At 38.4% G+C, this 25202-nt stretch carries 27 protein-coding genes; 13 read left to right on the top strand and 14 right to left on the bottom strand.

Annotation, left to right across the window (positions count from 1 at the left end; genetic code table 11):
* Positions 1-3 precede the first annotated feature (3 nt).
* From IQ264_RS33405 to IQ264_RS10860, 5 genes are all read left to right on the top strand, one after another.
* Positions 4-135: a zinc-binding dehydrogenase gene (locus IQ264_RS33405; protein ID WP_193980795.1), complete on the top strand. Its 132-nt coding sequence runs from the start codon at positions 4-6 to the stop codon at positions 133-135.
* 5 nt (positions 136-140) lie between these two features.
* Entirely contained in the window at positions 141-1727 is a 1587-nt protein-coding gene (locus IQ264_RS10875; RefSeq protein ID WP_193980794.1) for an MDR family MFS transporter, read from the top strand.
* 9 nt (positions 1728-1736) lie between these two features.
* The gene (locus tag IQ264_RS10870) at positions 1737-2474 is read left to right on the top strand and encodes a tyrosine-protein phosphatase (RefSeq protein WP_193980793.1); all 738 of its coding nucleotides are present in this window, start codon (positions 1737-1739) and stop codon (positions 2472-2474) included.
* Between the two features lie 74 nt (positions 2475-2548).
* The gene (locus IQ264_RS10865; RefSeq protein ID WP_193980792.1) at positions 2549-2866 is read left to right on the top strand and encodes a hypothetical protein; all 318 of its coding nucleotides are present in this window, start codon (positions 2549-2551) and stop codon (positions 2864-2866) included.
* Positions 2863-3231 carry an aspartyl protease gene (locus tag IQ264_RS10860; protein WP_193980791.1) on the top strand — a complete coding sequence of 123 codons (369 nt, stop codon included), beginning with the start codon at positions 2863-2865 and terminating at the stop codon, positions 3229-3231. Before IQ264_RS10865 ends, IQ264_RS10860 begins: the two co-directional genes overlap by 4 nt.
* 14 nt (positions 3232-3245) lie before the next feature.
* Here IQ264_RS10860 and IQ264_RS10855 read toward each other — a convergent pair whose 3' ends face one another.
* The 7 genes from IQ264_RS10855 to IQ264_RS10825 form a co-directional block, all read right to left on the bottom strand.
* Complete coding sequence (locus tag IQ264_RS10855; RefSeq protein WP_193980790.1) at positions 3246-3680, bottom strand: HNH endonuclease; 435 nt, start codon at positions 3678-3680, stop codon at positions 3246-3248.
* Positions 3673-4074: an STAS/SEC14 domain-containing protein gene (locus IQ264_RS10850; RefSeq protein WP_193980789.1), complete on the bottom strand. Its 402-nt coding sequence runs from the start codon at positions 4072-4074 to the stop codon at positions 3673-3675. Before IQ264_RS10850 ends, IQ264_RS10855 begins: the two co-directional genes overlap by 8 nt.
* Before the next feature lie 101 nt (positions 4075-4175).
* A complete protein-coding gene (locus IQ264_RS10845) occupies positions 4176-4427 on the bottom strand; it encodes a hypothetical protein (RefSeq protein WP_193980788.1) in 252 nt (83 codons plus the stop codon).
* Positions 4414-4692 (bottom strand): hypothetical protein, encoded by a 279-nt coding sequence (locus IQ264_RS10840; protein WP_228061444.1) that lies wholly within the window; start codon positions 4690-4692, stop codon positions 4414-4416. The genes IQ264_RS10845 and IQ264_RS10840 overlap by 14 nt, the downstream gene beginning before the upstream one ends.
* A gap of 265 nt (positions 4693-4957) precedes the next feature.
* On the bottom strand, positions 4958-5953 hold the full coding sequence (locus tag IQ264_RS10835; protein WP_193980787.1) for a pentapeptide repeat-containing protein: 996 nt from the start codon (positions 5951-5953) through the stop codon (positions 4958-4960).
* Positions 5954-6210: 257 nt separating this feature from the next.
* Complete coding sequence (locus IQ264_RS10830) at positions 6211-7125, bottom strand: hypothetical protein (protein ID WP_193980786.1); 915 nt, start codon at positions 7123-7125, stop codon at positions 6211-6213.
* A 12-nt stretch (positions 7126-7137) separates the two neighbouring features.
* Positions 7138-7737, bottom strand: a complete 600-nt coding sequence (locus IQ264_RS10825; protein ID WP_193980785.1) for a sigma-70 family RNA polymerase sigma factor — start codon at positions 7735-7737, stop codon at positions 7138-7140.
* 155 nt (positions 7738-7892) lie between these two features.
* Between IQ264_RS10825 and nrtS the strand changes: the two genes are divergently transcribed.
* Positions 7893-8132, top strand: a complete 240-nt coding sequence (gene nrtS / locus IQ264_RS10820; RefSeq protein WP_193980784.1) for a nitrate/nitrite transporter NrtS — start codon at positions 7893-7895, stop codon at positions 8130-8132.
* A 13-nt stretch (positions 8133-8145) separates the two neighbouring features.
* On the opposite strand, the gene IQ264_RS10815 is transcribed toward nrtS, so the two are convergent.
* Entirely contained in the window at positions 8146-9000 is an 855-nt protein-coding gene (locus tag IQ264_RS10815) for a cytochrome c biogenesis protein CcdA (RefSeq protein ID WP_193980783.1), read from the bottom strand.
* A gap of 179 nt (positions 9001-9179) precedes the next feature.
* The gene (locus tag IQ264_RS10810; RefSeq protein ID WP_193980782.1) at positions 9180-9704 is read right to left on the bottom strand and encodes a thioredoxin domain-containing protein; all 525 of its coding nucleotides are present in this window, start codon (positions 9702-9704) and stop codon (positions 9180-9182) included.
* A 278-nt stretch (positions 9705-9982) separates the two neighbouring features.
* Here IQ264_RS10810 and IQ264_RS10805 point away from each other — a divergent pair, with 278 nt between their 5' ends.
* Positions 9983-10591, top strand: a complete 609-nt coding sequence (locus IQ264_RS10805) for a cupin (protein ID WP_228061443.1) — start codon at positions 9983-9985, stop codon at positions 10589-10591.
* A gap of 25 nt (positions 10592-10616) precedes the next feature.
* Here IQ264_RS10805 and IQ264_RS10800 read toward each other — a convergent pair whose 3' ends face one another.
* Positions 10617-11606: a pentapeptide repeat-containing protein gene (locus tag IQ264_RS10800; RefSeq protein WP_193980781.1), complete on the bottom strand. Its 990-nt coding sequence runs from the start codon at positions 11604-11606 to the stop codon at positions 10617-10619.
* A 255-nt stretch (positions 11607-11861) separates the two neighbouring features.
* Here IQ264_RS10800 and IQ264_RS10795 point away from each other — a divergent pair, with 255 nt between their 5' ends.
* From IQ264_RS10795 to IQ264_RS10780, 4 genes are all read left to right on the top strand, one after another.
* Positions 11862-13175 (top strand): ATP-binding protein, encoded by a 1314-nt coding sequence (locus IQ264_RS10795; protein ID WP_193980816.1) that lies wholly within the window; start codon positions 11862-11864, stop codon positions 13173-13175.
* 61 nt (positions 13176-13236) lie between these two features.
* A complete protein-coding gene (locus tag IQ264_RS10790; protein ID WP_193980780.1) occupies positions 13237-13503 on the top strand; it encodes a type II toxin-antitoxin system ParD family antitoxin in 267 nt (88 codons plus the stop codon).
* A gap of 304 nt (positions 13504-13807) precedes the next feature.
* Positions 13808-16960: a PAS domain-containing protein gene (locus tag IQ264_RS10785; protein WP_193980779.1), complete on the top strand. Its 3153-nt coding sequence runs from the start codon at positions 13808-13810 to the stop codon at positions 16958-16960.
* 318 nt (positions 16961-17278) lie between these two features.
* Positions 17279-17581 carry an RNA recognition motif domain-containing protein gene (locus IQ264_RS10780; RefSeq protein ID WP_193980778.1) on the top strand — a complete coding sequence of 101 codons (303 nt, stop codon included), beginning with the start codon at positions 17279-17281 and terminating at the stop codon, positions 17579-17581.
* 134 nt (positions 17582-17715) lie between these two features.
* Here IQ264_RS10780 and infC read toward each other — a convergent pair whose 3' ends face one another.
* The 3 genes from infC to adhE form a co-directional block, all read right to left on the bottom strand.
* Positions 17716-18183 carry a translation initiation factor IF-3 gene (gene infC / locus IQ264_RS10775; RefSeq protein ID WP_322744659.1) on the bottom strand — a complete coding sequence of 156 codons (468 nt, stop codon included), beginning with the start codon at positions 18181-18183 and terminating at the stop codon, positions 17716-17718.
* A gap of 452 nt (positions 18184-18635) precedes the next feature.
* Positions 18636-19223 carry an EF-hand domain-containing protein gene (locus IQ264_RS10770; RefSeq protein ID WP_193980777.1) on the bottom strand — a complete coding sequence of 196 codons (588 nt, stop codon included), beginning with the start codon at positions 19221-19223 and terminating at the stop codon, positions 18636-18638.
* A gap of 434 nt (positions 19224-19657) precedes the next feature.
* Entirely contained in the window at positions 19658-22333 is a 2676-nt protein-coding gene (gene adhE, locus IQ264_RS10765) for a bifunctional acetaldehyde-CoA/alcohol dehydrogenase (protein ID WP_193980776.1), read from the bottom strand.
* 616 nt (positions 22334-22949) lie between these two features.
* Here adhE and IQ264_RS10760 point away from each other — a divergent pair.
* Positions 22950-23738, top strand: a complete 789-nt coding sequence (locus IQ264_RS10760) for an MBL fold metallo-hydrolase (RefSeq protein ID WP_193980775.1) — start codon at positions 22950-22952, stop codon at positions 23736-23738.
* Between the two features lie 87 nt (positions 23739-23825).
* A complete protein-coding gene (locus IQ264_RS10755) occupies positions 23826-24650 on the top strand; it encodes an SDR family oxidoreductase (RefSeq protein WP_193980774.1) in 825 nt (274 codons plus the stop codon).
* Between the two features lie 99 nt (positions 24651-24749).
* Here IQ264_RS10755 and IQ264_RS10750 read toward each other — a convergent pair whose 3' ends face one another.
* Entirely contained in the window at positions 24750-25187 is a 438-nt protein-coding gene (locus IQ264_RS10750) for a secondary thiamine-phosphate synthase enzyme YjbQ (protein ID WP_193980773.1), read from the bottom strand.
* Between the last annotated feature and the right edge of the window lie 15 nt (positions 25188-25202).

Below are 25202 nucleotides of genomic sequence, written 5' to 3'. Positions count from 1 at the left end.
AATATGTTAAAAGAGAATAGAGTTAAGCCTAACATTGCTGAAATAATTCCTTTGATAGAAGCGCAAAGCGCCCATGAATTGTTAGAAAAGTCAGCAGTTATGGGAGAAATTGTTCTAATCTGTAATCAATTATAAAAACTATGACTGAAATATCAAATGGAAAAGTGCCGCAAAGTGTGCCATCAAACCAGGTGCCTTTAAAAGTTTGGATAGGGGTTTTTGGCGCAATGATAGGCGCATTCATGGCAGTTTTAGATATCCAAATTACTAACGCTTCTTTGCGGGAAATTCAAGCAGCTTTAGGCGCAACCTTAGAAGAAGGTTCTTGGATTTCTACTTCTTATTTAGTAGCAGAAATTGTCGTAATTCCTCTGACTGCTTGGCTATCACAAGTATTTTCTATTCGCTGGTATTTGTTGGTAAATTCTGCCCTGTTTATCTTATTTTCAATGGCTTGTGCTTGGGCTTGGGATTTAAATTCAATGATTTTATTCCGGGCTTTGCAAGGCTTTACTGGCGGTGTTTTAATTCCGATGGCTTTTACCACTATATTAACTACACTTCCGCCAGCAAAACAACCAATTGGAATAGCAATGTTTGGTTTAACAGCTACTTTTGCTCCTTCAATCGGGCCAAGTTTAGGAGGGTGGTTAACGGAAAATTTTGGCTGGCAATATAACTTTTATCTTAATTTAATTCCTGGTCTTTTGATGATTGGTGCAATTTGGTATGGAATTGCCCCTCAAAAATTAAAATTGGATTTATTAAAAGGTGGTGATTGGTGGGGAATTATTTCTATGGCGATCGGCTTAGGTTCTCTACAAGTTATTTTGGAAGAAGGAACCCGCAAAGATTGGTTTAGTTCAGATTTTATTGTCCGGTTTACCATAATTGCAGCAATATTTTTCCCACTTTTCCTATTTATTGAATTTACCCGTAGACGACCTTTTATCAATCTTAGATTATTGGGAAGGCGTAATTTTGGATTATCTGCGATCGTTAATGTTACTTTAGGGGCAGCAATGTATGGTTCGCTGTATCTATTACCCCTATATTTAGGTCAAATTCAAAACTATAACGCTATGCAAACAGGGGAAGTTTTGATGTGGGCAGGAATTCCTCAATTATTTATTATTCCTTTCCTCCCTAAATTGCAGCAAAAAATAGATGTGCGCGTCATGGTAGGAGTAGGAATCAGTATCTTTGCGATTAGTGCTTTTATGAATTCTAACTTAACCAATTTAACTGGATATGAGCAATTAAGAATATCGCAAATTGTCCGAGCAATGGGACAACCTTTAATTATGCTTCCTTTAACTTCAATTGCGACATCTGGCATTGAAAAAGAACAAGCTGGTTCTGCTTCTGGTTTATTTAATATGATGCGAAATTTAGGTGGTTCTATAGGAATTGCCGTATTAGGAACTTTACTCACCAGAAGGGAACAATTTCATTCTAATCGCTTAGGAGAAGCTGTTTCAATTTATAGCCCAGAAACTCAAGAAAGAATCAATCAATTAACTCAGTTTTTTGTGAGTAAAGGTGCAGATTTAGCCACAGCACAAAATCAGGCATTAGCAGCTATTAGTAATGTTGTGCGTCGGGAAGCTTACATAATGGCTTTTAATGATTGTTTCTATTTAGTTGGTTGTGCTTTATTATTAAGTGGAATTGCTGTGTTATTCTTTAAAAAAGTTAAGGCGGCTGGTGGTATGGCTGCCCACTAAATACAAAGTATGGAAAACTTCTCAAATTTACAACGTCACTTACCATTAGAAGGTAGCTATAATATTCGGGATATTGGAGGTTATGTTACTGTTGATGGTTATCAAACACGCTGGAAAACCATTCTGCGTTCAGATAGTTTGCATCGACTTCCGTTAGCAAGCCAACAAGCAATAATTGATTATGGTGTAAAAACAATTATTGACTTACGCTATGCTTCTGAAGTACAGAATAGACCTAGTGTTTTTGCTGAATCAAAACAGATAAAATATCTAAATATTCCCTTGTTTGAAAATGAACTATTAGAACAGTTAAAACCCTTAAAAACTCAGGCAAAAAACTACTATATTTGGTTAGATAGCTGTCAAGCACAGTTTCGGAAGATTTTAGAAACGATTATTGAGAGTTTACCATCACCAGTTTTAATTCATTGTACTGGGGGAAAAGATCGCACTGGTTTAACTATTGCTTTGTTGCTGAGTGTGGCAAATGTACCAGTACATACGATTGTGGAAGATTTCGTTTTAAGTGGGGATTATCTTGCACCTTTGTATGCACCTTTGTTACCAAAAGCCAGGGAACTTGGCAATGCTTATATGTTTGAATGTCGTGCGGAAACTTTGTTAGATACTTTTAAATATTTAGATGATAAATATGGAGGAGTAATTGCTTATCTCAAAACAATTGGGTTAACAAATGAGCAAATAAGTCTCTTGCGCGATTTGCTTGTGGAAGCTCAGCTAAATTAGTCAAGTTGGTTTAATGATTACTTACATTCACATTTAAAATATAATTACTAATACTTGAATGAGCAACGTAAGCTATGACTCAAACACCACGAAAAATTCCCCGTCGTCAAGGAAGATTATTCCCAGAATTCACAATACCCCCAGAAGAACTAGCCAGACGCAAAGCCGAAAAAGATGCCCGATGTCAGCGAAGTAGAGTAGTTTTTGAACAAGTTCGCCCTCAATTGATAGATGATCATTACAACTGGTTCATTATTATCGAACCAAACAGTGGTAGTTATTTTATCGACCCTGATGAAGAGGTAGCGGTTCAAAAAGCGCGTCAAAAGTACCCTAGTGGTTGGCTTGTTACTTTCCGAATTAATGAGACAGGAGCCTGTGGCATGATATGATTTCGGGCAAGTTCGGTGAGATTGGAGAGCTAATTTTTGAAATTGATTTAATTACCGCTGATGGAGAAAGATTTCCTGTCGAAGTTTTACTAGATACGGGTTTTACTACTGGCTGGCTAGCACTTGATACCCAAGATGCAGAAAGTTTAGGATGGTCTGTGATTGAACGTAATCGGACAATGCAGACAGCACGAGGCTGGGAGTATTTTGACATATATGAAGGAAGAGTTGTACTGGATGGACAGGAGTACATAATTCCGGTTTTAGCTGGGGATGGAATTCCTGAATCTTTATTGGGTTTACAATGGTTGAAAATGCTGCCATTAACGGTGAATTTTGCCGATGGATTGTTGACTTTGGGGTAAATAGAAAAACTCTACTAATTAACCTCAATAGGTGGATGTTCTCCGATCGCATAAAGTACCCGTCGCAAATTAACAACACCCTCCCTATTGAGTTGCAATTCTTCCACTGTCACTCTTCCAATCGGAGTTAATCCAATTATCAAAGTAAATTCATCGTTCAACGCAAAATGATCGCTCCATTGTTGTTGGCGTGGATGGTAAAGTTTCACAGTTTCACTACTTACGCGATCGCGCCCTTCAGTTTTATTGTATTTGTGATTGTTACATCCCTGACAAGCCAAAGCTAAATTATCTAATGCAGTCTCTCCACTTTTACTAATGGGTATTATATGTTCAATTGAAAATGCTTGAATAGCAAAACGTGCCTGACTTTTGCAATACTCACAACAATTAAAAGCCCTTTCAGCTACAGCCTTTTTCTGAGCAAATGTAACTCGACTCTCAGACATAGTTTGGCACCTGAATGCCTAAATTTTCCATTAGTTCCGTCAGCGAAATCTTTCTAATCTGTGACAACTCTACTAAATATTCTATTCTTTGTGCTTGCAATTTTTCTATTTGTTCAGTCAATTTCAATAACTGTTGATGCTCCTCTGTTGTTAGAGTTTCAGCTTGTCGTTTAACAATTAATTCATCATATTGCTTTTGTATATCTGAAGGAATTACCTGATTAATTTTTAGCAGCAATTCTGCTTCAATTTGTGGTAACTTATTAGCTCTACGCTGTGCTTGTAATGCAATAACTTGAGTTACAAATTTCTCTAAATCTGGTAAACTTAGTTGGGAAACAGCTTTTAGTAATTCTTCTGAAGACATTTGAATTTCAACTTTGACTGTTGACATTTTTGCTTTCTCCAGACAGTGTATTAATATATTATCACAAGGCTTTTCAGGAGACTTGTTGTTTCCACTTCTTAAAATACGATCGCCCTTGCCATTTTAAACTAGTACCCAGCTACACCCTTTTTTTCTGGATGATAAGCGGTAATAGTTACCTTTTGATCCGGTGTATAAATCGCTTCAACTTTTGCCCATTTGTAGTGATACCAATCTACCTTAATTCTGTCACCTTCAGCTGGCTGGCTACTAATGCGTCTGTAGCCAGCTTGCTGCATAATCTCTTCAAATTTATGGGTAGGTAAAGTTTTGCTAATAATTTTACCTATCCCGTCAATTTGATGTTTATCGAGGGTCATAGTCTCCCTGATAGGTGCTGTATATCCGGTATCCGGGTAATACTAGCGCCAAACCAGCGAAACTATGTATAGTTCCGGGGTAGCTTCTTTCTGCTCTGCTACCACCGATGCGAAAATTCCATGAGCCAAACCAAGCGTAGATCCCTGGAACTAGAGCGTCCATACTGTATGCGATCGCTCTTTTTTTTTCCCCTGGAATTGGTTCTGCTTCTTTAAATGAACGCTTGTGATCTTTGTAGTGATATGCGCTATTTAAAGCTAGCATTCTAAGTCCCTCTTTGTTCATTAATAATGATATCTTAATCTTCGTAAATTTAGAGAACGTAGTTGTCTCTTTTGGTTGTTTACTATTTCAACATAACACAATTTTACACCCCCTCAAATAAATCTTTCTCATGATTATGAAAATTTACTCCTCTTGACATAATTAGCCGTGAAGCTTATATGAGGTTATCAAAAAATTAAGAAAAAATCAGATCGTACATAATTTATAAAATGCACGACCTTAAATTTTAATCTAGTTTATAACTCTACAAATGACGACTGCCATCTGGCATAGTGGCTCCAGTTAACATAGCCTCTTGCCATTGATTTTTGGTAGCTTCCATGAATGCACCACGCAGGCTAGCACCACGCAAATCTACTTTACTCATTTGTGCGACACAAAAGTTAGCTCCCCATAAGTAAGCATCTCGCAAACAAGTTTCCGCTAAAATAGCATCGTACAAATTAGCCATGTTTAAATTCGCGCCTGTTAAGTCAGCTTTACTCAAATTTGTGGCACTCAAATCAGCTTTACTTAAATTGGCGGCACACAAATCAGCTTTACTCAAATTAGCGGCTGTTAAATTAGCTGCGTGAAGATTTGCTCTAGTTAACATGGAAACGCGCAACTGAGCATTGCTTAAATTACTAGCTAATAAATTAGCTCCGCTTAAGTTAGCGCCACTTAGTTTTGACTCGCTTAAATTAACTCCTTCTAAATCTACACTATTGAGATCTACACCATTTAACCAAGCATTACTTAATTTGACTCCGTTTAGTATTGCTCCCCGCAATATTGCGCCACTAAATTTAGCTCCGTTAAGATTAGCCCAACTCAAGTTAGCATCTACTAAATTGGCGGCTCGGAAGTTAATTCCCCGTAAATCTGCGCCACAAAAATTTACACCTTGTAAGTTGGCTAAACGGAAGTTAACTGCGCTAAGAATTGCGCCGCTTAATCTGGCTCCTTTGAGTACGGATTTAACCAAATAAGCTCCTTGAAGATTTGCTTTTGTTAAATCCGCATTTGTTAAGAATGCTTCATTAAGTTTGGCAAAAGTTAAGTCTGCTCTGTGAAGAAAAGCTTCACTTAAATTAGCTCCTGTTAAATGCGCTCGTTTGAAGTTTGCTGCTGCTAAGTAGGCATTGGAAAGGTTGATTCCTGTTAAATTGGCACTTTCCAAGTTAGCACCAATTAAATTAACTCCGGTAAAATCTCTTTCCCCTGCTGCGTAGCGTTTCAGTAATTCATGGGCATCCATTATGATTAATCTCCTTAATAGTGGTAAAAATAGTCTCTAGTTATAGCTTGCCCAATAAATAGCAAAAAAAATATTAATTTTTTTGCTGTAAGCCATCACTTTACTTGCTATAACATGAAGAATTTTTACTTTTACTGCTAAACTTAGAGAAAGGAATTCAGTTTTATCTAAATCGTGCAATTTATCTGCCGTCAGGTAGCCCAAGATATTGGCTAAACTCGCCCCGATAAATTATTTAGCTCAACCTTAACGTGAAATTAGGCTTGCATATATTCAACATTGGCAGCTAGTTGCTCTAATTCATGTTTAGATAATGGCGCAATTAAGACATAGAAAAAACGTTCATCATCCCAAATTAAAATTGCTGGACTATCTTTATGTCCAATGTAAAGACGCTCTCCGTTTAGCTGAGGAACAGACATATTATTTGCCCTTTTAATTTGATAGAGAGACACCATCTGTCCTCCTTTTAGCTTATAGGTAAAGCGAATACCTTGAGTTTCCCCAAAATCGCAAAAACTACCTCCCATTAGCTTGGCTTTGTTGTTGCTGACGTAGGGAACATCAGAGGTAAAAGTTAACTGATTTTGGAAGTTTTTCACAATCTTCATGGGATTAGAAGAGGAAAAATCTACAGGGCTTTGTTTTTGCGAAACTGAACGGAGATGATCTTTGAAAATTTTATCAATCCCTTGCCAATTTTTTTGTAAAAAGGCTTCGGAAGCCATGACAAGTTTTGTCGAATTGGCAGAAGAATCGGTTTCTTGCAGTTTGGCAATTACTTGTTTTTGTTGAGTTAGTTGAGTTTGGGCGGTGTTAAGTTGTTGGTGTAAATAGTAATTATTTAAACCGAAGGCGATCGCTAACAATGCTGCAATCCCAGTTACTAGATTATTCCGGCGAAAAACCGAAAGTTTTAATTGTTTAATTTTAGATTGATGAGCAGTTTGAGCCGCTGATAAAATCTTTGTTCGCAAATGCGGTGGTGGTGCTACTTCTGGTAAATAAGCCATCATTTCTCGCACTTCTCGGAGACTATCAACTTCTGTAGCGAGTTCAGGATATTCTCGTAATAACTGCTGAAATTCTTCGGCTTCTTCTGAGGAAAGATCGCCTAAAACGTATCCAGCGGCTAACTCTTGAATGCGTTCTGAAGGAAAATATTTAGACATAGTACATCTTAATTATTCGATTAATTCTTTCAAGTTTTGTCTAAGTGTTAGTAAGCCTTTACGTGCCCAAGTTTTTACTGTACCTAAAGGAGTATTTAATTGTTGAGCAATTTCTGAATGAGAATGTCCTTCATAGTAAGCTAATTCTAAAACCTGACGCTGTTTAAGGGGGAGTTTTTCTAAAGCTTGGCGAACAATTTCTTGACGTTCACTTAAAGAAATTTGTTCCAAAGGTGGATTACTATCAGTTCCAATTGTCATAGTTTGTTGCGATCGCTGAAGAAGTTTTAGTTTGCTACTACGCGATCGCAGTCGATCGAGGGCACGCGATCGGGTAAGCACTGACAAAAAGCTACTCAAAGACCCCCGATTCGGATTATAAGAATGATTACGCCAGAGCAGCAAAAAAATTTCTTGGGTGAGATCTTCAGCTTCTTGGGGATTAGTTAAGATTCTCAAAGATAAACCATAAACAAGGCTGGAATAGCGATCGTAAAGCACAGTTAATGCAGAAGTTTCCCCCGCCTGCAAAGCATGAAACAATGCTGCATCCGTTTCTTGTGCTAGATTTTTCGATAATCCATTTGTGGGATTAGAGTCAGTATTTTTCACTAGATAGTTGCTTACAGAAAGCTTTAACGCTAATTCGGATTTACATTTCACAGCGTCTTGATTCAGGATTATCAGAGTGTTATTTATATTACGGATTAGAAAGCAATTTAGATGTTTTATTGTAGCATCTCAGGTAGTGTTGATTGGATTAGTATATGAATTCTTTAAAGCAATACTGTTTTTGCCTGCTCGATCAAGAGTTAATGCCAACAGCGGTAAAAGTTGCTACTGTAGTTGGGACACTTTTATTTATAATCAATCACGGATCTGCTGTGATTAAAGGAGAGATGAATCGCGATCGCTGGATTTCTGCTGGCTTCACTTACATTGTTCCTTACTGTGTCAATATTCACGGACAATATATAAGCCGGATGCGGAGGCGCAAATCTCTTTAACGCCTCTTAGTTTCTAACTAAAAAACCAGCGCGTTCCTGCAATTAAGTAATAAACTCCGGCAATTATTAAAGCAATACTACCAACTCTGACAATTAATTCGGAATAATTTAGTAATACCCTTGTTTGCTTTGCTAAACCAGTCAATACACTGGCGAGAAAGATAATCATGGTGTAACCAAAACCATAACTAATCATTGTAATTGTTCCCAAAATTTGGGAACCAGTTGCTGCACTTGCCGCCAACACAGCAAACAATACGGGACTAGCACAGGGAGAACTCACTAAAGCAAAGGTTACACCCACTCCTAAAGGGCCTAAATTAGAAGCATTGACATTTATTTGAGGTAGAGGTAAACGGATAATTCCGATTAAGCTCAACCCCATAATTAGGATGATAAATCCGACAATTATATTGATATAACCGCGATACTCAACCATCACTGCACCAGCGAAGGAAGAAGCTAATCCAAACAAACTGAGAATGGTTACAACCCCTAAAACAAATAAACTTGCCTTGATGAAAGCATCTCGACGAGAAGTAATGTTGCGCGTGCCAATGTAGCTGAGATTAATCGGTAAAAGTGCCAAGATACAAGGGGAAATACTAGCAAGCAGTCCGCCGACAAATGCTAAAGGAACTAATACTAATGGATTAGCTGTATTTTGACTTTTTAACCATTGTTGGTAACTGTTTTCTACGACTGCTACTAGAAGATCGATTTGCAGGGAAACTGGCCCACTAATCATCATGGCTACGATCGAACCGAGTAGTACTAAACCACTAAAAATTAACGAAGTTTTGCGGATTTTAAAGCTGTTAGTTTTAGTGGTGGTTGGTTGGCGATCGAATTTTTCAATTTGTGACATGGGAATCTCTCGAAACTTTATTACGTGCGTTCAAAAAGTGACAAAAACTCCTGTAAAGGAGAAAGTTTTTGATAAACTTGCTCCCTCAATAAAAGGTTGTTCTCCATCAGGTAGAATGCAGCGGAATATTTTTGACGGAGAAGCCTTTATTAACCAATAATCTGATAGCTTTTTAAGAACTACCTTTTAGCAATAGCTGAATTCAGCACAGAGGTATAAGCAGCTTTACTGGGATTTTTGCTGTGTTGCACCAAGATATTTCCTGTAGCTGGATCGATAATGGCAACTGTTGCAGTTTTGGATTTATTTCCAGCAAAAAATTTCTCAAGTCCTAGCTGTCTGGCTCTAGCTTCTGAGCGCATAGTTTTAGCTTTATCGCTAACATCTAATACCACAAAATTGGCTTTTCCGGTGTACTCTCGACGCAACTGAGATAGGGTAGGTTCCAGAGTTTTACACGCGGGACACCAAGTAGCAAAAATATCTACAACTACAGGTTTTCCTTGCAGTTCTTTAGCTAATGGCCCACCGACATTTTTTAATTTTCCAGCGCAAGGATTGGGTTTAGCAGCACAGGGATTTGCTTGCGCGATCGCAGTATCAGTTTTAACAGCTGTTCTGGCTGTAGTTGCAGTTACTAAAGAAGCACTGAAAACCAAGCTGCTGATACATAGACCGAGTAATAATGCTGAAGGTTTACGCATAGTTAGCCTTTGAGTTTTATTAATGTTTTGGAGTGCAAGGACGCTATTACAGTCTGCAAGCCTATTTAATAGCTCAACTGTGTAGTAGCTACTCTTAATACGAAGCAACTGGGAATTTGGATTTAAATAAATCCAATATTGGATGAGAAACGTATATAAGGTAGTAAAGCAAGTTGCTATTTATAAGATTGACGCTGGTAGTAGGTAGTGGGTAGTCGATAATCGGATTCCTACTACCCACTACCCACTACCCATTACCCATTACCAATGAAAAGATAATGAATCGAGATTGGTTAGTTAGAAATGATGGGCAATATAAAGCAGAAGAAATTTCAGATGAGGCTGTAGATTTAAGTTCTCCTTATCGCCTTTATCGATTTTTAACTGATGTAGAAGATATCGTGCAGAATATTTCTGATGACTATCAACGACTTCAGGCAATTCGTCCGTTGGTGCGTCGTTTGCTGATTAGTTCGTCTTGGTTACAAGGAGAATATTTAGAACCCGATCCAGACACAGGTTGGTCAGTGCAAATGCTTTATGATGAGCCAGATTTTGCTTTAACAATACAAACTGTTAGTTGGTTGCCAGGAAAGGTTTCGCCGATTCATAATCATGGAACTTGGGGAGTTGTGGCGCTGATTAGTGGGCAGGAAAAAAATACTTTTTGGCGATGTTCTGACGATGCTAAATTGCCTAATTTTATAGAAAAAATTGGTGAGTGTATTTTAGAAACGGGAGATATAATTTGTTTAATGCCGGAGGTAATTCATCATGTAGAAGCGATCGCTAATACACCCACAATCAGCTTTAATTTATATGGTGAAACTAATTATGACCAAAGGTTTGAATACGATCCTTTCAACTGCTTAGTTAAGAATTTTTAATTAACTAATTCTTAATTAAAGTTAACTATTCATGCAAACTACCATCTGGCATTGTTGCACCAGTTAAAATTGCCTCTCGCCAGTCTGCACCATGTAAATAAGCACCCCGGAGACTGGCTCCTCTTAAGTCTGCTCCCCGCAATTCAGCTACCTTTAAATTAGCTCCCCACAGGTAAGCTTTTCGCAAACTGGAATTAGATAAATCGGCTTCACTTAAATTAGCCATATTTAGTTTTGCTCCTGTTAAATCAGCTTCATTCAAACTCGCAGTAGTTAAATCTGCTTTACTCAAATTTGCTTCACACAAATCTGCTTTAGAAAGTACTGAGCCTGTTAAGTTTGCTGCGTGCAAATTTGCTCTAGCTAATAATGAAACTCGCAATTGGCAATTACTTAAGTTAGTGGCAGATAAGTTAGTTGCTGTTAAGTTAGCACCACTTAATTTGGATTCACTAAAGTTAACACCCTCTAATTCCATGCCACTCAAATCTACACCATTGAGTAGAGCTTGACATAATTTTATTCCATTAAGTGATGCTCCTTGAAGTAAGGCACCACTTAATCTAGCTCCTGTGAGATTAGCCCAATTTAAATTAGCATTGCTAAGATTTGCAGAACGTAAATTAACTCCGCGTAAATCTGCTCCACATAAATTTATGCCTTCTAAGTTAGCTAAACGAAAGTTGACTGCGGTTAATCTAGCTCCACTTAGTTTGGTTCCTTTAAGTATTGACTTAATTAAAGTTGCTCCCTGCAAATTAGCCTTGGTTAAGTCGGCATTTGTTAACACTGCTTCGTTAAGTTTAGCAAAGCTTAAGTTCGCCCGATGTAGGAAAGCTCCTGCAAAATTTACTCCTGTTAATTGCGCCCGACTTAGGTTAGTGGCTCCCAAATATGCTCCAGAAAAGTTGGCGTTTGTCAAGTTAGCTTTTTCTAAATTAACACCGATGAGATTGATCTCACTAAAGTTTCTTTCTCCGAGTGCGTAACGTTCGATTAATTCATTAGCGTCCATTTCTTTGTTCCTTAGTAAAGCCTATATTAATCAGTCTAGATTTATTTTTCCTTAATCTCCACAGTAAACCTACATGAAAGAAATTTTTAAACAATTTTCAATATACTTTGACAGTAAAATATAAACAAATTTTAAGTATAGACGCTCAAAAAGACTATGATTAAAATAAAGGTTGAGATTATTACTAGCGTGAATAAGGTTACTTTTGCTGCTACCATAATTTATGGAACTAGGTTTTTGCTATTTATTCTATTAATGAATGCTTCTGCGATCGCTCCTGTACAATTTCTCCAACGTCAAGCGGCTTCTCTATTGCTGTACCAATCTGTTTTGAATGATGCGCCTGGTATAGCTTTCCTCAATTTACTGCAAGCTTTGAGACATCGTGATGCAGATGGGCTAAGTTACTTACAAGCTTATGGGCAATGGGTAAAGGCTTTAGCTAGCAAAAATCAAAGTTGGCAAGAACATTTATTAAGCAAAATTATCCGCGATCGAAATCCTTTTAGCCAACAAGCCCAATATCACAAATTAGCAGATTTGCCGCCAGCTTTAGTAGCGGCTGCTCGCCAAGATTTACAAGCATTACAAAGTCTTTATGAATGTAGCGGTGCTGATATTAGTTATTGGATACAAGAAGCTGCACAACTGGCTTTAGCTCCGGTTGTTTGGTATTTAGAATCTGACCAAGCAATTCTGCGATCGCCTCAAGAAATAAAGTTAATTGCCACTTGGCAAGAATTAGAAGATTGGACAGAGATTTTGGCAGATTTAGCAAATTATTATCGAGAATTTGGGACAGGTATATTTGCGGAATATCAAGCTTTTCGTTGGCAAGGTGGAGAATTAGTGGGGATTTTATATCCCGATCCGATTAACTTAAAAGAGTTAGTTGGCTATGAGTTACAACGAGAGGCGTTAATTAAAAATACCGAATTTTTACTAGCAGGTTATCCAGCACTTCATGTGTTACTATATGGCAGTCGAGGGACGGGAAAATCTTCTTTGGTGAAAAGTTTGTTGAATGAATATGGCGATCGCAATTTGCGGCTCATAGAAGTCGGCAAAACTGAACTCAAAGACTTACCATCAATTGTGGAAAAGATCCGCAATTTACCGCAGAAATTTATTATCTTTGTCGATGACCTTTCCTTTGAAGAAGATGATGATGCTTTCAAAGCTTTAAAGGTAGTTTTGGAAGGAAATTTAACCGCAAGACCGCAAAATGTGGTGGTTTATGCGACTTCTAATCGGCGGCATTTAATTCGGGAATTTTTTGCCGATCGACCCCGACCAAGTGATAACGATGAAGTTCATGCTTGGGATACAATGCAGGAAAAACTTTCGTTTAGCGATCGCTTTGGTTTAACCTTAACTTTTGAACCAACAGATCAGAAAACTTATTTAACAATTGTGCAGCATTTAGCGAATCAAGCCGCAATCAAATTACCCGCAGAAGAGATAGAACAGCGGGCGTTACAATGGGCGACTCGTCATAATGGTCGATCGGGACGTACAGCACGGCAATTTGTAGATTTCTTAAGAGCAGAATTGGCAATTTCAGGCTAATGCTCTCTACCCTTTGTTATAAGGAAAATAGCAGGAGTCCCTATTCCCAGAGGTAAAAATTATGAACATCCAACTGAAAGCGGAATACGAGCAATTTATCCAAACTCGAATTGCTACAGGCAGATATGAAAATGCTGAAGATGTAATTGTGAAAGCATTGAAACTGTTGGAGGAATGGGAGAATGGTTATCAGGAATGGGAAGAAGAAACTAAGAAAAAACTAGCAGCTGGGCTGGCTTCTATCGAACGTGGAGACGTAGTAGATGGTGAAGTAGTGATGGCACGACTGGAGGAGAAATTACGCAAAGCCCGTGAGACTCAAGGATGATGAAATTGTGGATAATGAGTAGATTTTAAATAGTTAGAAAATTAATGTCGTGCAGTGTTGTTTAATTTAGGAACGGTTAAGCAGATAGTGATTAATGAGCAAAAAATTAATCTTAATTTTATAATCTCAATCCGCGTACCTTTAGGTCTTGGTGTGGCTCAAAGAAAAAATTTCTATCCCAGGTTAGTGTTAAAAAGTTGCCATCTCATGTAAGTTATTATAGTTTCAACAAGCGTGAGCCAGATCTGCCTTGAGAAACGTTTCCATCATCAAAACAAGTTACCAAAAATACCATAGTTATTTTGTGGCTATCGTTGCTAATACGATCGTCTTAATTTTGACATGGTTTTTGCAACCTCTACTTACGCCAACGCTTTTTGCCCTATTTTATGCCTCAATTACTCTGACTTCCCTTTATGGTGGAAAAAAAGCAGGGATATTAGCTACAGTATTAGCAGGAATTACCTTCAAGTTTTTTTTCATTCCGCCAATTTACTCTTTAGCTATTGATTCAGGAAGAGAACTATTTCGGTTAATAATACTGTTGTCAGTGGCTTTGTTGCTGGTGTTTGTCAGTGCAGGTTTACGAAATGCTAAGTTACGAGTGGAAAGGAATTTACAAAAACTGCAAGAAACTCAGCAGTTGTTTGAAAGTTTTATGAAACATAGCCCTACAACGGCATATATTAAAGACGAAACTGGACGTTATATTTATGTTAATCAGACAGTTGAGCGAATATTCGCTCGCCAGCTTAAAGATTTTATTGGAAAAACAGACTTTGATTTTTTACCCTCCGAAGTAGCACAGCAATGGCGCAGTAATGATTTAGCTGTTTTAGCATCAAATCAAGGGATAGAATTTATCGAAACTGCCTTACAACCAGATGGAGAACATATTTATACTGCATTCAAATTTTCCCTTCCCAATGCTCAAGGTAGAAAATTATTGGCAGGTATATCATTAGACATTACTGAATCGCAACGTATTAAGGAAGCATTACATGAAAGTAATGAACGCTATCGTATTTTAGCTGAAGGTTTGCCCCAATTTGTTTGGATTTCCGCTCCTGATAGTCAACTTGAATACTGCAACCAATGTTGGTATGAATATACAGGTTTAAATAGAGAACAAACTTTAAATTCAGGTTGGGCTAAAGTTGTTTATCCTGATGATGTAGAACGGTTAATTCAGCGATGGAATGTAGCCGCAACAACTAAGGAAAGCTACGAAATAGAATACCGAGTTCGCAAAACTAATGGAGAATATCGCTGGTTTTTAGGTTCGATTGCTCCGATTCATGATTCTCGCGGTAATGTGATTAAATGGGTAGGAAGTGCGATCGATATTCACGATCGCAAACAAGCAGAAGCAGAACACACGCAACTTTTAGCTGCTGAACAAACAGCACGTCAAGAAGCAGAACAAGCAAGAACTCAAGCCGAAGTAGAACGTTCCCGACTGCACGAATTTTTCCGTAAAGCACCAGCATTAATTGCTGTTACTAAAGGACGCGATCATATTTATGAATTTGTGAATACTGCTCATCAAGAAGTTGTAGGTCGTTCAGAAGCAGAATTAATTGGTAAACCAATGAAGGAAATTTTTCCTGAATTGCAGGGACAGGGTTTTTTTGAAGCATTAGATGAAGTTCATCAGACTGGAATTACTTTTGAAGGTAATGAAATGCCTGCGGTGTACGATCGCTATCATGACGGCACTATTTATCAAGGTTTTTTCAATTGTGTTTACCAACCTTTGTGGAATGCTGCTGGAGAAATTGAAGGGATATTGCTTCATGGAGTAGAAGTTACAGAACAGGTATTAGCCAGACAACGAACTGAGGAATTACTTAAACAACTAGAGTCAGAAAGAGGACTTTTGGAAGCAGTTTTACAACAAATGCCGGGAGGAGTAATCATTGCCGAAGCTCCTTCCGGTAAGCTAATTTTAGGTAATAAACAAGTAGAACAAATTTGGCGAAAACAGTTTGTTCCTTCTGATAATGTGGAACAATACGATCGATATCCAGGTTTTCATCCTGATGGTAAATTGTATCAAGCAGAAGAATGGCCTTTAGCTCGTTCTCTGACTACAGGTGAAATTGTTACAGGCGAAGAGATTAAGATTTTGCGAGGTGATGGTAGTTACGGTTTTATTGAAGTGAGTTCGGCACCAATTTGCGATCGTACTGGGAAAATTGTCGCAGGTGTGGTAACTTTCCATGATATTACCGATCGAAAACAGGCAGAAAAAGAGCGAGAACAAATTTTAGCGCGAGAGCAAGCAGCTAGAGAAGAAGCGGAAGCCGCTAACCGCACCAAAGACGAATTTTTAGCAGTACTTTCTCATGAATTGCGATCGCCTTTAAATCCAATTTTAGGCTGGGCAAAATTATTAAGAACTCGGCAATTCAATCAAACAAAAACCGCTCAAGCCTTAGAAACTATTGAACGTAATGCTAAACTACAAGCACAGTTAGTCGAAGATTTATTAGATGTTTCTCGAATTTTAAGCGGAAAGCTCAGTTTAAATATAGCTCCTGTTAATTTAATCAATGTCATTGAAGCGGCAATAGAAACAGTCCGTTTAGCAGCAACAGCCAAATCTATTCAAATCGACACAAATTTTTCCCCTAATGTTGGCTTAGTTACAGGTGATGCCAACCGACTACAACAAGTAATTTGGAATTTGCTTTCTAATGCAGTCAAGTTTACTCAAATTGGCGGCAAAGTAGAAGTGAAATTAGAAGAAGTTAATCAGCAAGCGCAAATTCAAGTAATTGATAATGGCAAAGGGATTAACCCGGAATTTCTCCCATTCGTTTTTGATTATTTCCGCCAAGCTGACAGTAGTACAACTCGGAAATTCGGCGGTTTAGGTTTAGGATTAGCGATCGTTCGTCAAGTGATAGAATTGCACGGCGGAACTGTATTAGCAGCAAGTAAAGGAGAAGGTAAAGGCGCAACTTTTACTGTGAAATTACCCCTATTGAATCGGGTTAATAAGATCATAAAATCGGAAAAACTTAACGATTTAGTAATTAATATTGACGCTTTACCTTTGGCAGGGGTGAAAATTTTATTAGTAGATGATGAAGCAGATGTTAGACAATTAATGAGTTTTGTTTTAGAAGAATATGGCGCAACAATGACAGTAGTATCATCAGCGAAAGAAGCGTTAACAGCATTTAATGAATCCGTGCCTGATATTTTAGTTAGTGATATTGGAATGCCAGAAATGGATGGTTATATGTTACTTGAAAAATTGCGTTTTTTGCCAACAGAAAAAGGTGGAGAAGTTCCTGCGATCGCACTTACTGCCTACGCCGGAGAAATCAATGAACAAAAAGCACTCTCTAGCGGCTTTCAAAAACATATTGCTAAACCCGTAGAACCAGAAACATTAATGCAAGCAATTTCTAGTTTGGTTAAACCTACTAATATTGCTAAAGCTTAAAATTCATCCATTATTTGCATAAATTCCAATTCGGCAAACAACTAAGTGTTTTGCAGTAGGCGATCGGTGTATTCTAGTGTCAAAGAATACAGTTTAGAAATGTGGGGCATCGATCGTCAGTTATTGTTGGCCTTCTTCGGGAAAAATTATTGCTTGAATTAGTGCAAAAGCTGCTCCGAAGTGCTACTATGACAGAAGAGAATTAAATATTCGGTTGCAGCATTTGTTTTTAGTATTAACTAGTTTCTACGTTTTTCCATTGACAGACTTCTCTCCGAAATTTCACTCTCCTCATTCCTTAAATTTTGGAGACAATCTATGTCAATTTATGTAGGCAATCTTTCCTATGACGTTACAGAAGACGACTTGACTTCTGTGTTTACAGAATATGGTTCAGTAAAGCGAGTTCAGCTTCCCACTGACCGCGAAACAGGTCGGAAGCGCGGTTTTGGTTTCGTGGAAATGGGTGCAGATACAGAAGAAACAGCTGCCATTGAAGCACTTGACGGTGCAGAATGGATGGGTCGTGATTTAAAGGTCAATAAAGCAAAACCTCGTGAAGAACGTGGTGGATCGTTTGGTGGTGGACGCAGAAATAACAATTCTTCCAATCGCTACTAAATATTTAAAGTTAATTAGTCATTAGCTTTCAAAGATAGACCAATTATAAGTTTAAAGGGTTCAGCCATTTCTGTCTGACCCTTTTTTAGTGGCAACTTATTACAACTGTGCAATAGATTGCTAAGAAATATAGTTTAACCGGGAATCATCTGCACAATTAATGACCCTTTATCTAAGGATTGGACTTTACCAGCTTGAGACAGGTCTGTAACTATTCGGTTTAGCAACTCTAAAGCGCGATCGCGGTTTTGATGTTCCCGTCCTCGTAAACGTAGCTGAAATTTTACGGAATCACCCTTTCCTAACCACTCGATCGCTCTATTAATACGTAAGGTGTAATCCGATTCACCAATATTAGGACGCAACCTAACTTCTTTAACAGTGGTTCTGGCGCTAGAATGTTGACGTTTTTTCTGTTGGTACTGATGCTTACCGAAGTTCAAAATCTTCGCTACTGGAATCTCTTTTCCTTCAGAGACGATCACCAGGTCGAGATCTACACTCTCAGCAAGTTTTAGGGCTTCACTGGTATCTGTTAAACCACGATTGATATTCTCATGGTCAATCAGAAGAACCTGAGCGGATTTGATTTGCCGATTAATCAGTTGTTTTGTAACGATAATAATTTCCTCTGAAATTTAGGGTTGATTTAGCTAACCATACTATGATAACAAAAATTTAACTCTAATGTTGTCTTCTTACCAAAAAATATCAACTTTTCCTGAAAAATCTTAATATTAACTAAAACTCTATTTCCATTGCGATGTTTTAAATTTATAAACAAAAATCTCGGATTTTTTACCACAAGTATCCACAGATATTCATAGATCAACACAGATGAATAGGCGCATTGCCTACTTTCGCAAAAGGTCTAATCCTCACCAAAAATTACCTGCTATAAAAATACTGTCAAAAAGTTCGTTGTTCCTACTTCAGTAGGAAAAGCGCTTAAGCGCTTACAACGAACTAAAAATTGGACTTCGGAAAAAATCTCCCAAGTCCAATTTAAAAATAAGCCTAAAAAATTCCTTCAGGCAAAACTTTACCAAATGAACTACTTTTGACCAGTAGCTTCTTCCTTTGTCAAGCTACCATCATTATCTTTATCAAGTTGCTTGAACTTTTTCTGGGCATCTTCTTTGCTCAGTTTATTAGCAGAATCAGCTTTTTCGGTGTAGTAACCTACAAAATCTTCAACAGTAATTTTACCTGCTTTGTTAGCATCAATTTCTTCAAAAGCAGCAGCAGAAATCAACTCAGGTACACCAGTTCCGGGAGTACTAGAAGCAGTAGTTGCGGCGGGAGACTGCGTGGTAGTGCTAGCAGTTGTAGAATCAGTAGGAGTTGCAGTGCTAGCTGTAGTATCAGCAGATGCAGTAGAGGGGGAAGCCGCTACGGTAGATGTAGTGTTGCTAGCAGTGGACTCAGCAGCGGGAGATGCAGTGTTAGCTGAAGAGTCTGCAACGGGAGAAGCATTGCTGGTGGTTGAAGAACCAGCTACAGGAGATACAACGTTAGGAGTGGGAGAAGTTGCTGCTGGAGAAGTAGGGGTTTCGGTTTTTTGACCACAGCTTGACAATAAAGCAGCAGAAGCAATCAAACCGAACAATGCTGTACCGACAAAAGAAACCTTACGCATCATATAACTAGCTTTTTTCAGCTTTGAAAGACCATTAATTTAAGTTATCAGTTCAGGAGAAAAGCACAAGCCACTCTCCTGCTCTAAAGTTCCTTATCAAATTAGAACATAACTTAACGTAAATTATCAAAATAATACATTTTTTGTAAGTATTTGTACTTTTTATATAAAAAAAGCGTATACTTTTCTCCCACTAGAACAGACAAACTGAACTTTTTGATGTATAGTTCCGCCGTCAATCGTCAGTTTTAATTTGGTTTGTTCTTGTGGGATGCAGAGAGTTTGATTTTTAACCACAGATGTAGGCGTAGCCTTCCCGTAGGGTAAACAGATGAACACTAAAAAAAGATTCAGGCAAGCAGATTGAGTATTATCGGGAAAGGGGATAGGGAAGAAACCTTTATTCTTCAGTTTTCCCAATCCCCTGTCCCCAAACCCTAACTCACAGGTTGCGGATCGGGTTTTACATCCGCTACACCAATTACATGACCATTCCCATTAGTTGAAAACAGACTTTCATCAACCACTGGAGTACCTTCATAAGCATCTTCCAACAGTTGTTTCAAATCAGTAATTAACGGATAACGAGGGTTAGCACCTGTACATTGATCGTCAAAAGCTTGATCTGCTAGATGTTCTAACTTAGCGTAAAATTCCGCTTTACTTTCCATGATTACTTCTTTGATTGCCACTGGAATATCTAACTGGCGCTTCAAGTCTTCTACTGCTGCAATCAAACTGTTAACTTTCTCTTCGTCTGTTTCTCCGGGTAATCCTAAATAACTAGCAATCCGGGCATAACGCCATTTGGCATTAGGATATTTGTATTGCGAGAAAGTAGCTTGTTTGAATGGTGCATCGGTTGAGTTGTACTTGATCACATGAGAAATCATCAAGGCGTTAGCTAAACCGTGAGGTACATGGAAAGTTGCCCCTAATTGGTGCGCCATTGAGTGACAAATTCCCAGGAAGCTGTTAGCAAATGCCATGCCTGCGATCGTCGAAGCATAGTGCATTTTTTCCCGCGCTTTTGGATCGTTTGCCCCATTATGATAAGCACTTGGCAAATACTTAAAGATTAACCGAATTGCTTCTAGTGCCATGCTGTTGGTGTATTCCGAAGCTAACACAGAAACGTAAGCTTCTAAAGCATGAGTTAACGCATCAATTCCACCATAAGCTGTTAGTTTCTTCGGCATATTTAACACCAATTCGGGATCGACGATCGCCATTGTTGGTGTCAAAGCATAATCTGCCAAAGGATACTTGATGTTGGTGCGGCGATCGGTAACAACGGCAAATGGTGTTACTTCTGAACCAGTTCCCGATGTGGTAGGAACAGCAATCATAATTGCTTTATCGCCTAAAGGTGGCAACTCATAAACCCGTTTGCGGATGTCCATAAACCGCATTGCCAAACCTTCAAATTCGATTTCTGGGTGTTCGTACAACAACCACATGATTTTCGCAGCATCCATCGGGGAACCACCACCGATCGCTATAATCACATCAGGTTGAAAAGTATTCATCAGTGCTAAACCACGTTCCACTGTTTCCAAAGAAGGATCGGGTTCGACATCATAAAAGGTGTCATATTTTAAGCCGATTTCTTCTAATGCTGCTTCTAAAGGATTGGTAACACCTAAGTCATACAATGGTTTGTCAGTAACAATAAATGCGCGACGTTTTCCGGCTAATTCTCGAATTGCTACTGGCAATGCACCATACTTAAAGTAAACTTTTGGCGGAATGCGGAACCACAACATATTTTCCCGTCGTTCGGCAACAGTTTTGATGTTTAGCAGGTGTTTTGGTTCGACGTTTTCGCTGATTGAATTACCGCCCCAAGTTCCGCAACCTAATGTTAATGATGGATCGAGACGGAAGTTGTATAAATCTCCGATCGCACCTTGGGAAGATGGCGTGTTAATCAAAACCCGGGCAGTTTGTACTTTGTCTTCAAACCATTTGATATGTTCAACATTGGAAGGTGAAGTATAAAGAACTGCGGTATGCCCTCTGCCTCCAAATAATACCAATTGTTCGGCTTTGTCTACCGCATCTTCATAGTCTGTAGCGCGATACATTGCCAAAATTGGCGATAATTTTTCAAAGGCGAAGGGTTCATCAGTACCAATTTTTTCTACTTCACCAATGATTACTCTGGTATCTTCGGGAATAATAACTCCGGCTAATTCTGCTAATCTGCTAACAGGTTGTCCGACGATATCCGCGTTTAACCGTCCGTTGATGATGATTAATTTCGCAAATTTTTCCCGTTCTTCTGGATTGAGGAAATAAGCACCGCGATCGATAAATTCTTTCCGCACTTCTTCATAAACATCATCGACGACAATCACTGACTGTTCGCTAGCACAAATCATGCCATTATCGAAGGTTTTACTCAGAATAATTGAGGAAACTGCCATTTTCAAATGAGCAGAAGAATCGATTAATGCTGGAGTATTTCCGGCACCAACTCCTAAAGATGGGTGTCCTGAAGAGTAAGCTGCCCGCACCATTCCGGGGCCACCTGTAGCTAAAATCAAATTAATGTCAGGATGCTGCATTAACGCTTGCGAAAGTGGCACGGTAGGTTCATCAATCCAACCGATAATATCTTCGGGTGCGCCTGCTGCAACTGCTGCTTCCAGGACGATTCTTGCTGCTGCGATCGTGCAATCTTTGGCGCGTGGGTGAGGAGAAAAGATAATTGCGTTGCGGGTTTTCAGTGCAATTAAAGCTTTAAAAATTGCGGTAGAAGTCGGGTTAGTTGTGGGAACAATACCTGCCAAAATTCCTACTGGTTCGGCAATTTTTTGAATCCCAAATGCTTTGTCTTCTTCGATTACGCCGCAGGTTTTATCAGCTTTATATTTGTTATAGATAATTTCCGATGCAAAGTGATTTTTGATCACTTTGTCTTCAACTACACCCATTCCCGTTTCGGCAACTGTCATTTTTGCCAAAGGGATACGCGCAGTATTAGCTGCTAGTGCGGCTTTCTTAAATATGGTGTCAACTTGTTCTTGAGTGTAAGTGGCATATTTTCTTTGCGCTGCTTTGACTCGTTGGATAAGTTGCTCTAGTTCTTCGTTATTTGTGACTTTCATGGCTACCTCTGGGTAATGCCTCAAACTTTAATTGATTCAATCTTGAGAGTTTTGTATTGCAGAAAACTTTTGAGATTAGTAAATACTAAGAGATAATTTTTAGTATTACTGCTTTTGCTTGGTTGCGGTATGTACCTAATTGAAAGATTTCCTTAAAATTTAGCTGCTGTCGGTTGTAGTACTTGATGCAATTTATTTATTTGGCATCTGTATAATATGTTTCATGCTGTTTTCAGAACTTCCTCTGATTGGTTCACCCAAAAGGATGAAGCTAAAGCAAATTTTCGGGAAACTAAAGTGAATAAAGTTACTGTGGACAATTCGTTGATATTACAAAAAGGCAGGTTTTAAATCGGAATATTACTGAATTATGAAGGTGCAATTAGTTACACATGATCAATTATTTTACTCGTCTTCCCTAAGATTTGCCTCGTAAGGGGTTACTGTGTTTGCTGAGTGCTTTTATTAAGTAATTATTAACACTATTTTAGTTACTTTTTATACCTTAAATATACTTAAAGGACTGAAGGTATGCCAGAATTGGGGCGATCGGACCCAGTTAACAGAACGTAACATAAGCCTAAAATAAGAAACAGGAGTTATCGGAAAAGTTACTATGTATCTGACCTGGCTGGACAGTAATTCTTGGTTAATCGAAATAGGTGGTCAAAAAATTTTAGTTGACCCTTGGCTGGTGGGGTCGTTAGTATTTGGTAATCAGGAATGGTTGTTTAAAGGTTCGCGGAAAAGCGATCGTCAAATTCCCGAAAACATTGACTTAATTCTACTGTCTCAAGGTTTGGAAGACCACGCCCACCCAGCAACTCTCAAACAACTTAACCGTAACATTCCCGTTGTTGGTTCTCCCAATGCCGCTAAAGTAGTACAAGAGTTAGGTTATCAGCAAGTAAAAGCACTCACTCATTGTGAGATTTTCAACTTAAATAATAGCGTAGAAATTAAAGCGGTTCCAGGTTCTTCGATCGGCCCAACTACTGTCGAGAATGGCTACTTGTTAAAGGAGTTAGAAAGTGGTTTTACTTTATATTATGAGCCTCACGGTTCCCATTCTCCAACTTTAAAAGAAGTTGCGCCAATTGATGTGGTAATTACCCCAATAATTGACTTAGCTTTACCTTTAGTTGGCTCAATTATTAAAGGAACAAAAAGTGCTTTAGAAGTTGCCCAAATGGTTAAACCACAAGTGATGTTACCAACAGCAGCAGGTGGTGATATCGAATATGATGGTTTACTGGTAAAATTCCTAAAAGATATAGGAACTACACAAGAGTTTCGGGCTAAGTTGGCAGAAAATAATTTGGCAACTAAGGTTTTGGAACCGAAACCTGGGATTCGTTTTGAAGTTCTTTTAGAACGTCGAGTTGCTAATAGTTTTGCAGCTTAATTAATCATCTGTGTACTCTGAGTTTTTTAGGGTACGCAGATGGAAGCAGATAAACGCAGATGAACACAGATAAGAAGAAGGTTGCTGATGAATATTGCTATTATTGGTTGTGGCTATGTTGGTTATAATGTTGCCCGTCTTTGGCAAAAAGATTTGGGCTTTTCGGTGACTACAACTACAACTAATCCTGAACGAGTTGCCGAATTAGAAGCAGTTTCTCAAAAGGTTTTTGTAGTTCGAGGGAATGATTCGGAAGGTTTAGCAAAAGTCCTTGAAAATCAAGAAGTTGTCTTGTTGAGTGTGGGCGCAAAAGGCGCAAATACTTACGAAGAAACTTACCTACATACTGCGAAAAATTTAGTTCCAATTTTACAAGGAAATTCCAGCATTAAGCAATTGATTTATACTGGAACTTACTCGGTTTATGGTGATAAGAATGGCGATTGGGTAGATGAGTCAACGCCGCTTTCACCTACTACCGCAAATGGGCAAATTTTAGCGGAAACTGAACAAGTTTTACTTTCTGCATCTAGTGAGAATTTAAAGGTTTGTATTCTCAGATTAGGCGGTATTTTTGGCCCTGGTAGAGAACTGATCAAAATATTTGGTAGGGCTGTTGGTGCAACTCGTCCGGGTAATGGCGAGGATACTACAAATTGGATTCATTTAGATGATATTGTGGGTGCGATCAAATTTGCTAGACAGCATCAATTATCAGGTGTTTATAACTTAGTAAATGATGCTTATTTACCTAGTCGGGAATTGCTCGATCGCCTTTTTGAAACCCACAATTTACCCAAAGTTTCTTGGGATGCTTCCCAAAATAGTAACCGACCTTACAACGCTAAGGTATCCAATCAAAAAATCAAACAAGCAGGTTATCAATTAATTCATCCCCAAATGAGCTTTTGAGCAGTATTAATGGATTTACATGATAAACAGTATTAATCCTAATCAATTCCTTAATCAATCCTGTTCATCATGTAAATCCATAAATCCTGATCCTGTCCCTTATTCCCCACTAATTTGCAAAAAAACTGTCCTTTTTCTCGGCCCATCCAAATCAAAAAATAACACAGATTGCCAAGTACCTAAAGCTAATTTTCCATCGACAATTGGCACTACTTCGCTAGTACTTAACATCATCGACATTAAATGAGAATGAGCATTCATTGGTTCATCTTCTGGGACAACTCTCAGGTGTAGATCGTTATGCAAATACTTGTCTGTTTCTGGGGCTAATTTTCTTAAATATACTTTCACATCTTCCAGCAATCTTTCTTCGTTTTCATTGATAGCTAAAGCTGTGGTTGTGTGACGAGAAAAAACTAAAACTTGACCGTTTTTTATGCCCGTATGTTGCAGGAATTTACCGATCTGTGGTGTAATATTAAAAATGCTGATTCCTTCGCTAGTTTCTACTTCAATTATTTTATGGATAATCGGCATAAAATTATTCTGTCA

The organism is [Phormidium] sp. LEGE 05292 (assembly GCF_015207735.1).
GTDB lineage: Bacteria > Cyanobacteriota > Cyanobacteriia > Cyanobacteriales > Aerosakkonemataceae > Floridanema.
This window is presented reverse-complemented; position numbering and strand designations above follow the sequence as displayed.

Bases quoted from the DNA above. Each gene is read 5' to 3' on its own strand.
- IQ264_RS33405 (WP_193980795.1), top strand. From the start codon at position 4: ATGTTAAAAGAGAATAGAGTTAAGCCTAACATTGCTGAAATAATTCCT.
- IQ264_RS10875 (WP_193980794.1), top strand. From the start codon at position 141: ATGACTGAAATATCAAATGGAAAAGTGCCGCAAAGTGTGCCATCAAAC.
- IQ264_RS10870 (WP_193980793.1), top strand. From the start codon at position 1,737: ATGGAAAACTTCTCAAATTTACAACGTCACTTACCATTAGAAGGTAGC.
- IQ264_RS10865 (WP_193980792.1), top strand. From the start codon at position 2,549: ATGACTCAAACACCACGAAAAATTCCCCGTCGTCAAGGAAGATTATTC.
- IQ264_RS10860 (WP_193980791.1), top strand. From the start codon at position 2,863: ATGATTTCGGGCAAGTTCGGTGAGATTGGAGAGCTAATTTTTGAAATT.
- IQ264_RS10855 (WP_193980790.1), bottom strand. From the start codon at position 3,680: ATGTCTGAGAGTCGAGTTACATTTGCTCAGAAAAAGGCTGTAGCTGAA.
- IQ264_RS10850 (WP_193980789.1), bottom strand. From the start codon at position 4,074: ATGTCAACAGTCAAAGTTGAAATTCAAATGTCTTCAGAAGAATTACTA.
- IQ264_RS10845 (WP_193980788.1), bottom strand. From the start codon at position 4,427: ATGACCCTCGATAAACATCAAATTGACGGGATAGGTAAAATTATTAGC.
- IQ264_RS10840 (WP_228061444.1), bottom strand. From the start codon at position 4,692: ATGCTAGCTTTAAATAGCGCATATCACTACAAAGATCACAAGCGTTCA.
- IQ264_RS10835 (WP_193980787.1), bottom strand. From the start codon at position 5,953: ATGGATGCCCATGAATTACTGAAACGCTACGCAGCAGGGGAAAGAGAT.
- IQ264_RS10830 (WP_193980786.1), bottom strand. From the start codon at position 7,125: ATGTCTAAATATTTTCCTTCAGAACGCATTCAAGAGTTAGCCGCTGGA.
- nrtS (WP_193980784.1), top strand. From the start codon at position 7,893: ATGAATTCTTTAAAGCAATACTGTTTTTGCCTGCTCGATCAAGAGTTA.
- IQ264_RS10815 (WP_193980783.1), bottom strand. From the start codon at position 9,000: ATGTCACAAATTGAAAAATTCGATCGCCAACCAACCACCACTAAAACT.
- IQ264_RS10810 (WP_193980782.1), bottom strand. From the start codon at position 9,704: ATGCGTAAACCTTCAGCATTATTACTCGGTCTATGTATCAGCAGCTTG.
- IQ264_RS10805 (WP_228061443.1), top strand. From the start codon at position 9,983: ATGAATCGAGATTGGTTAGTTAGAAATGATGGGCAATATAAAGCAGAA.
- IQ264_RS10800 (WP_193980781.1), bottom strand. From the start codon at position 11,606: ATGGACGCTAATGAATTAATCGAACGTTACGCACTCGGAGAAAGAAAC.
- IQ264_RS10795 (WP_193980816.1), top strand. From the start codon at position 11,862: ATGAATGCTTCTGCGATCGCTCCTGTACAATTTCTCCAACGTCAAGCG.
- IQ264_RS10790 (WP_193980780.1), top strand. From the start codon at position 13,237: ATGAACATCCAACTGAAAGCGGAATACGAGCAATTTATCCAAACTCGA.
- IQ264_RS10780 (WP_193980778.1), top strand. From the start codon at position 17,279: ATGTCAATTTATGTAGGCAATCTTTCCTATGACGTTACAGAAGACGAC.
- IQ264_RS10770 (WP_193980777.1), bottom strand. From the start codon at position 19,223: ATGATGCGTAAGGTTTCTTTTGTCGGTACAGCATTGTTCGGTTTGATT.
- adhE (WP_193980776.1), bottom strand. From the start codon at position 22,333: ATGAAAGTCACAAATAACGAAGAACTAGAGCAACTTATCCAACGAGTC.
- IQ264_RS10760 (WP_193980775.1), top strand. From the start codon at position 22,950: ATGTATCTGACCTGGCTGGACAGTAATTCTTGGTTAATCGAAATAGGT.
- IQ264_RS10755 (WP_193980774.1), top strand. From the start codon at position 23,826: ATGAATATTGCTATTATTGGTTGTGGCTATGTTGGTTATAATGTTGCC.
- IQ264_RS10750 (WP_193980773.1), bottom strand. From the start codon at position 25,187: ATGCCGATTATCCATAAAATAATTGAAGTAGAAACTAGCGAAGGAATC.